The 6776-nt window shown below is 45.1% G+C and carries 9 protein-coding genes and 1 pseudogene; 3 read left to right on the top strand and 7 right to left on the bottom strand.

All coding sequences use genetic code 11. The features are described 5' to 3' along the window. Window positions 1-225: 225 nt before the first annotated feature. A complete protein-coding gene (locus H5300_RS24655) occupies window positions 226-771 on the top strand; it encodes a gamma carbonic anhydrase family protein (protein WP_182797149.1) in 546 nt (181 codons plus the stop codon). Here H5300_RS24655 and H5300_RS24650 read toward each other — a convergent pair. From H5300_RS24650 to H5300_RS24635, 4 genes are all read right to left on the bottom strand, one after another. Next, a complete protein-coding gene (locus H5300_RS24650; RefSeq protein ID WP_182797148.1) occupies window positions 768-1037 on the bottom strand; it encodes a DUF1488 domain-containing protein in 270 nt (89 codons plus the stop codon). The genes H5300_RS24655 and H5300_RS24650 overlap by 4 nt on opposite strands. Before the next feature lie 17 nt (window positions 1038-1054). Continuing rightward, on the bottom strand, window positions 1055-1885 hold the full coding sequence (gene aroE, locus H5300_RS24645; protein ID WP_182797147.1) for a shikimate dehydrogenase: 831 nt from the start codon (window positions 1883-1885) through the stop codon (window positions 1055-1057). Window positions 1886-1963: 78 nt separating this feature from the next. Next, window positions 1964-2881 carry an oxygen-dependent coproporphyrinogen oxidase gene (gene hemF, locus H5300_RS24640; protein WP_017098119.1) on the bottom strand — a complete coding sequence of 306 codons (918 nt, stop codon included), beginning with the start codon at window positions 2879-2881 and terminating at the stop codon, window positions 1964-1966. 19 nt (window positions 2882-2900) lie between these two features. After that, complete coding sequence (locus H5300_RS24635) at window positions 2901-3458, bottom strand: L-threonylcarbamoyladenylate synthase (RefSeq protein WP_029223376.1); 558 nt, start codon at window positions 3456-3458, stop codon at window positions 2901-2903. A 195-nt stretch (window positions 3459-3653) separates the two neighbouring features. On the opposite strand from H5300_RS24635, the gene purE reads away from it, so the two are divergent. Both purE and H5300_RS24625 read left to right on the top strand, forming a co-directional pair. After that, window positions 3654-4139 carry a 5-(carboxyamino)imidazole ribonucleotide mutase gene (gene purE, locus H5300_RS24630; RefSeq protein ID WP_004735777.1) on the top strand — a complete coding sequence of 162 codons (486 nt, stop codon included), beginning with the start codon at window positions 3654-3656 and terminating at the stop codon, window positions 4137-4139. A 5-nt stretch (window positions 4140-4144) separates the two neighbouring features. After that, window positions 4145-5275 (top strand): 5-(carboxyamino)imidazole ribonucleotide synthase, encoded by a 1131-nt coding sequence (locus tag H5300_RS24625; RefSeq protein WP_182797146.1) that lies wholly within the window; start codon window positions 4145-4147, stop codon window positions 5273-5275. An 86-nt stretch (window positions 5276-5361) separates the two neighbouring features. Here the strand turns inward: H5300_RS24625 and H5300_RS24620 are convergent, their stop codons facing one another. From H5300_RS24620 to H5300_RS24610, 3 genes and pseudogenes are all read right to left on the bottom strand, one after another. Continuing rightward, entirely contained in the window at window positions 5362-5931 is a 570-nt protein-coding gene (locus H5300_RS24620) for a type I DNA topoisomerase (RefSeq protein WP_017081750.1), read from the bottom strand. Window positions 5932-5943: 12 nt separating this feature from the next. Further along, window positions 5944-6420 carry a DUF494 family protein gene (locus H5300_RS24615; protein WP_004735774.1) on the bottom strand — a complete coding sequence of 159 codons (477 nt, stop codon included), beginning with the start codon at window positions 6418-6420 and terminating at the stop codon, window positions 5944-5946. 3 nt (window positions 6421-6423) lie between these two features. Beyond that, window positions 6424-6654: pseudogene (locus H5300_RS24610) on the bottom strand (DNA-protecting protein DprA); the annotation flags it as partial. Between the last annotated feature and the right edge of the window lie 122 nt (window positions 6655-6776).

The following is a 6776-nucleotide window of genomic DNA, read 5'->3' as shown; positions in this document are numbered from 1 at the left end:
AAGCGCTTAGCTTGGCTAATTTGACCTGCTGATTCGTTTTGGTTTCTTACGAAGCCTTCCCGTTTCAACGAGGTCGCATTATAGAGATTTCGATCACACTGGCAAGCCCTTTTTGAAGTTTTTCTTACTTTTTTGATTGTTCGAGCGTTTTTTGTTCAAAGCACCCCATTTTCACTAGTATTCCCCTTAATTAAGGGCTTAAGGTGCCTATATAAAGGAGGATTTATGAGTTCAATGCGCAGTTATAAAGGAATATCCCCTCAGATTGGACAAGGTGTCTATATAGATACAAGTTCGGTACTGGTTGGGGATATCAAAATCGGTGACGACTCTAGCGTGTGGCCTTTGGTTGCAGCTCGAGGAGATGTGAACCACATTCATATTGGAGATAGAACGAATATCCAAGACGGCAGCGTTTTGCACGTCACCCATAAGAATGCAGAAAACCCTGAGGGTTACCCGCTATTAATAGGTAATGATGTCACTATCGGACATAAAGTAATGCTGCATGGCTGCACGATTGAAGATCGTGTACTTGTTGGTATGGGAGCTATCGTGTTGGATGGCGTGGTTATTAAAGAAGATGTGATGATTGGTGCTGGTAGCTTAGTGACGCCTAATAAGGTACTTGAGAGCGGTTATCTATATGTAGGAAGCCCGGTAAAACAAGCACGCCCATTAAATGATAAGGAGCGTGCCTTTTTACAGAAGTCAGCTGACAACTATGTTCAGAATAAAAACGACTATCTAGACTCTGTGCTTCCAGTTTAAAGCGCTTTGATCTGAATCCGATTAGAGGAGTAATACTCCTCTTCTTCTATTAACTCTTCCGCTAGCTCTTCAATATCAAAACGCAACTCTGAAAAGATAACTAAAGCTTGATCGCCCTCTTCTATCTCTTTACCTGCCAATCGTGATAATTCTTCAATAGATAAGACACATTCGATCAATGCACCCGACTGTTGTGCTGGGAAGGTGATAGATTGACTTGCTTCATCCCAATCTTGGATATCCGGAAATAGAATTGATTGATTCATTTTTTATAATTACCTTGTTACATCTCTAAGTTTCTACGTAATTCTCTTAAAATCTGTTTTGTTCCTGGGCGAAGGCCACGCCAAAGCATAAAGCTCTCTGCTGCCTGCCCCACTAGCATACCCAAACCATCATAAGCAGCATGAACACCGTTATCTAATGCCCATTGATTAAATACTGTGGTTCCAGATCCGTAAACCATGTCATAAACGGCGCTATTAGAATTGAAAATAGCATCAGACACTTCAGGAAGCTGCCCGCTTAGACCAGACGAAGTAGAGTTAATAATGACATCAAAGCCTTCATTAACATCGCTTAACCCCATTCCTTTGATGTTTCCATGTAAAGAAAACATCTCGGCCAGAAGTTCAGCCTTTGAACTGGTTCGATTAGCGACGACCAACTGTTGTGGCTTTTGGTCGAGTAGAGGTTGAATCACTCCTCGAGCAGCACCACCAGCACCAAGTAGAAGAACGCGAGCCCCTTCTAGGACTACTTGATGTTGAAGAAGATCTTGAACTAAACCCTCACCATCGGTGTTATCACCAATGATCTCTCCATCATCGAGCTTCTTAAGTGTGTTTACAGCACCTGCTAGTTCAGCTCTTTCAGTCAGGCGATTAGCGAACTGATAAGCATCTTCTTTAAATGGCGCTGTGACATTACACCCTCTACCACCTTCACTAAAAAAAGCTTGAGCAGCAGTGATGAATTCACCTTGCTCTGGCTGGAGTGCTGTATAGGTAAGTTGTTGGCTGGTTTGGCGAGCAAATAATGTGTGAATGAATGGCGATTTGCTTTGTCCAATAGGATTACCGAAAACGGCATAACGATCTACTTGCTGTGTCATATCCTTACCTAACAGAAATAATAAAAAAGGGTCATCTATATAGATGACCCTATCACTATCCCTATAAGGAAGGAAGAACTACCAAACTCGAGGCTTTAGGTAGTCGCTGTAAAGCAAAGCTTCTGGTGAACCCGCTTGTGGTTCGTAGCGATATTCCCAACGAGCCAACGGCGGCATAGACATCAATATAGACTCTGTGCGCCCACCGCTTTGCAGACCAAATAAGGTACCACGGTCGTAAACTAGGTTAAATTCAACATAGCGACCACGACGATAAAGTTGGAAGTCACGCTCGCGCTCACCGTAAGACGTCTCTTTTCGTCGTTCTACAATGGGTAGATAGGCGGCTGCAAAGCCTTCACCGACAGCCTGCATATAAGCAAAGCTCTTATCGAAACCCCACTCATTTAAGTCATCAAAGAACAGACCACCAACACCACGTGTTTCATCACGGTGAGGCAGATAGAAGTACTTATCACACCATTCCTTGTGTTCTTGATAAACGTCATCACCAAACGGCGCACACAGGTCTTTAGCGGTTTGATGCCAAGATTGGCAGTCTTCATCGAAAGGATAAAATGGCGTTAAGTCAAAACCACCACCAAACCACCAAATTGGGTCTTCCCCTTCTTTTTCCGCAATGAAGAATCGAACGTTCGCGTGTGAGGTTGGGATATATGGGTTTTTAGGGTGGATAACTAATGAAACCCCCATAGCCTCAAACTTACGTCCGGCTAATTCAGGGCGGTGAGCTGTGGCTGAGGCAGGCATCGCCTTACCCGCTACGTGAGAGAAATTAACCCCACCTTGCTCGAATACCGCACCATTGGTCATCACGCGAGTTCGACCACCGCCACCAAGGCGTTCGCCAGGTTCACGCTCCCATGCATCTTCTTCAAACAGTGCAGTACCATCAGCTTGCTCAAGCTGCTGGCAAATCGAATCTTGTAGGCTCAGTAAAAACTGTTTTACTGCTTCTTTATCAATTGCTGACATCTTTCTTCCTTTGCAGAGTTTAACCCTGTCTTAATATTTTCGACGTTTTTGCATCTCTAATTTCGCTTGGCTTCTCACGACCACCCGTTTGACCTTCTAGAATCGCGACTAAGTGTTGACCTAGTTGCTGTTGAACTTCTTCAGTCGTCATACAAGGCGGCTCGCCAGTCAGGTTGGCACTGGTAGAGGTTAACGGCTTGCCGAATTCATTACACATTCTTTGAACCAAAGGGTGATCAGTCACTCGTACCGCGATGGAATCAAACTGGCCGCTGACCCAGTCCGTTACTTTACTGCTGGTTGGCATTATCCAAGTCACTGGTCCCGGCCATGTTGCTTTTACGGTCGCTAACTGCGCTTCCGTCAACTGGCTTTCATCAATATAGGGCAGCAACTGCTCGTAACTCGCAGCAATTAGGATCAACCCTTTCTCCATCGGCCGCTGTTTTAAATCGAGCAATTTCTTAATGGCTTGTGGATTATCGGGATCACAACCGACCCCAAAAACGCCTTCAGTCGGGTAAGCAATGACTTCACCTTGTTGTAATGCCTGCAAAGTATGTTGAAAGTTATCCAAGGGTTGCCTCATTAATTCTGTTATCGAACTCGCTAAGTGTACAAATTATCATTCACTGTGACTAAAGCTATTTGTTTATAAAATGTATCAATTAACAACCTAGACCGACGCAAACGTTTTCCTTAAGCAATTTTACCCGTATAATGCGCGCAAAATATCTAATCACTAATTAAATCGTACCTGAAGGAGTTTGAGATGACTGTCGGTATTATCATGGGTTCTAAATCTGATTGGCCAACAATGAAGCTAGCTGCAGAAATGTTGGATCAGTTTGGCGTGGCGTACGAAACAAAAGTGGTTTCTGCTCACCGCACACCTCAGTTGCTTGCAGACTACGCAACCAGTGCGAAAGAGCGCGGTATTAAAGTGATTATTGCTGGTGCTGGCGGTGCAGCGCATCTTCCGGGCATGGCTGCAGCTTTCACAAGCGTACCTGTTTTAGGTGTTCCTGTTCAGTCTAAAGCACTGAAGGGCATGGATTCTCTGCTTTCTATCGTACAGATGCCAAAAGGCATTGCGGTAGGTACTTTGGCTATCGGTGAAGCTGGTGCTGCTAACGCTGGTATCCTAGCCGCTCAAATCATTGGTACACACAATGAAGAAGTAATGGCGAAAGTAGAAGCGTTCCGCTCTGAGCAAACAGAAACGGTTCTGGCTAATCCAAACCCTGCTGAGGACTAATTCCCATGCATGTTCTTGTGTTAGGCGCGGGCCAACTTGCTCGCATGATGTCCCTAGCTGGGGCGCCGCTGAATATTGAAATTTCTGCTTTTGATGTTGGCAGCAAAAATATTGTTCACCCATTAACGCAAGCGATTCTAGGCAACGGCTTAGAAAATGCGATTGAGCGCGCGGACGTCATTACTGCTGAGTTCGAACATATCCCTCACGATGTACTTGAGGTATGTGAGCGCAGCGGTAAGTTCTTACCTACAACAGAAGCAATCAAAGCCGGCGGTGATCGTCGCCTTGAAAAAGCCCTGTTAGACGAAGCAAGCGTGAAAAATGCTAAGTACTACGAGATTAACTCTCGCGAAGACTTTGACGCTGCGATCGCTCACGTTGGCTTACCAATGGTATTGAAGAGCACACTTGGCGGCTACGATGGCAAAGGTCAATGGCGCTTAAAAACATTAGACAATGTTGACGCGACTTGGGCAGAAATGGCCGAGTGCATCGCCGCAACAGACAACCAAGCCATTGTGGCTGAAGAGTTCGTTCCGTTTGATCGCGAAGTATCACTGGTTGGTGCTCGTGGCGCTAATGGCGAGATTCAAGTGTACCCACTGGCTGAAAATGTTCACACCGACGGCGTGTTGAGCTTATCGACAGCGATTGATGACATTGAACTGCAAGAGCAAGCGAAAACCATGTTCACCGCTGTTGCAGAACGTTTGGATTACGTTGGCGTGCTAGCGTTAGAGTTCTTTGATGTTAAAGGTTCACTGCTGGTTAACGAAATTGCACCACGTGTTCATAACTCTGGCCACTGGACACAGCAAGGCGCTGAAACTTGTCAGTTTGAGAACCACCTACGTGCTGTGTGCGGTATGCCACTAGGCAGTACTAAACTGATTCGCCCAACCGCAATGATCAACATTCTTGGTGAAGATACCCTACCTGAGGCTATTCTGGCTCAAGGTGGCTGTCATGTTCATTGGTATGGTAAAGAGAAGCGTGCAGGTCGTAAGATGGGCCACATTAACGTGAGCGCTGACTACAACGCAGAGCTGCAAAGAGCGTTATGCTCACTGGCAGACATTCTCGATAAGCAAGCCTACCCTGCTGTGCATGAATTTGCTGAGCAGATGAAGTAAGTCTACATTGCTTGATGAATATAGAACGTTTATTGGATATAGAAACGGCGCTCATTGAGCGCCGTTTTTTTGTCTATAACATCAAGTTATTGAGATTGAATGTGATGACACTTGCGATCAGCACATTGCTTCTTAGTGCCACTGGCCGTTTTCTTCTCCAGCAACAGCGGGAACTGACACTCTTCACAACGACCTATAACAGGTGGCTGATTAACGGCGAACTTGCACTTAGGGTAGTTATCGCACGCATAGAAGGTTTTGCCATAGCGAGATTTACGCTCAACCAAATGGCCTCTGCCACACTCAGGGCAGGCAACAAGTGGCTGCTCTTCAGGTTGTTCTTTTGGTTGGTCCAAAGATTCGATGTGATTACACGTTGGGTAGCTACTACAACCAATGAACATACCAAAGCGACCTTGCCTTAATACCAATTCGTTTTGGCATTTAGGACACGGTACACCTAGCTCTTTCACTACGTGGCCATCATTTTGATGCAGAGGCTTGATGTAATCACAGCTAGGATACTGCTTACAGCCTAAAAATGGGCCATGCTTACCATGGCGAAGCTGAAGCTCTCCACTACACTGTGGACATGGTTCATGCTCTAATGCATGTTCATGTGCTGAAAAAAGCTGATTATCAATCTTACTACTCATGACAAGCCTGTATTAATGCAAGATACCTTGCTCTTTGGTGTACAACAGCTCTTCCATTTGCGTGTAAGCACTTTCATTACCCGGCACATTAAATAGCACCATTAAGATAATCCATTTCAGATCATCCAATTCAAATTCGCTCGTCTCAAGCCCCATCACACGATCAATCACCATTTCACGAATCTCTGTCGTGAGTACGTTGATCTGTTCAAGGAACAATAAGAAACCTCGGCACTCCATATTAATACGTGAAATCTCTCGACTGGTATAAATACGCATCGAGGTATTGGAACACATAGTAATTGCCGCTTGATTCTCAGTATCTTGCAATGCCGCAAGATCTTCTAACCAATGGAGGGCCTTATAAATATCATCTTGGTGAAACCCTGCTCGAAGAAGCTCATCTTCAAGCTCATCTTGATCCACCTGCAATTCAGAATCGCTATGGATGTAGGTTTCAAACAAGTACATCAGTATGTCCATCATCATAGCTTAGCCTCTCCCCTTTCGAATATAGCCACCGGAAACTGCAACAACATGCCCTGAGAGCTCAAGCTCTAAAAGCTGCATCATGACCTCATGCACAGGTATATGGGTTCTCTGTGCCAAAATATCAACGGGTGTCGCCTCTAACCCTACGTTAGCTAACAGCTGTGGAAATGGCAATTGTTCATTTTCCCCCATACTGGGCGTAGGTTCGAACAAGCTGGGTTGCTGATCGATATACCCGTGATCATTGAAGGTGCTTGATTTTAGCCAAAATGAGGATCATGCTAGGTGACATGAAAATAACACTATCCAATGAACAAAAAATCACGCTGATTAACCAACACGATACGACTCGT

It is taken from the genome of Vibrio sp. SG41-7 (assembly GCF_014164465.1).
Lineage (GTDB): Bacteria > Pseudomonadota > Gammaproteobacteria > Enterobacterales > Vibrionaceae > Vibrio > Vibrio splendidus.
Note: the sequence above shows the minus strand (reverse complement) of the source record. Positions and strands in the feature narration are given on the sequence as shown.

What these genes read in the sequence shown, in the direction of transcription:
- H5300_RS24620 (WP_017081750.1), bottom strand. Translation starts at nt 5,931, where the DNA reads ATGAGTAGTAAGATTGATAATCAGCTTTTTTCAGCACATGAACATGCA.
- H5300_RS24650 (WP_182797148.1), bottom strand. Translation starts at nt 1,037, where the DNA reads ATGAATCAATCAATTCTATTTCCGGATATCCAAGATTGGGATGAAGCA.
- H5300_RS24615 (WP_004735774.1), bottom strand. Translation starts at nt 6,420, where the DNA reads ATGATGATGGACATACTGATGTACTTGTTTGAAACCTACATCCATAGC.
- purE (WP_004735777.1), top strand. Translation starts at nt 3,654, where the DNA reads ATGACTGTCGGTATTATCATGGGTTCTAAATCTGATTGGCCAACAATG.
- aroE (WP_182797147.1), bottom strand. Translation starts at nt 1,885, where the DNA reads ATGACACAGCAAGTAGATCGTTATGCCGTTTTCGGTAATCCTATTGGA.
- hemF (WP_017098119.1), bottom strand. Translation starts at nt 2,881, where the DNA reads ATGTCAGCAATTGATAAAGAAGCAGTAAAACAGTTTTTACTGAGCCTA.
- H5300_RS24655 (WP_182797149.1), top strand. Translation starts at nt 226, where the DNA reads ATGAGTTCAATGCGCAGTTATAAAGGAATATCCCCTCAGATTGGACAA.
- H5300_RS24625 (WP_182797146.1), top strand. Translation starts at nt 4,145, where the DNA reads ATGCATGTTCTTGTGTTAGGCGCGGGCCAACTTGCTCGCATGATGTCC.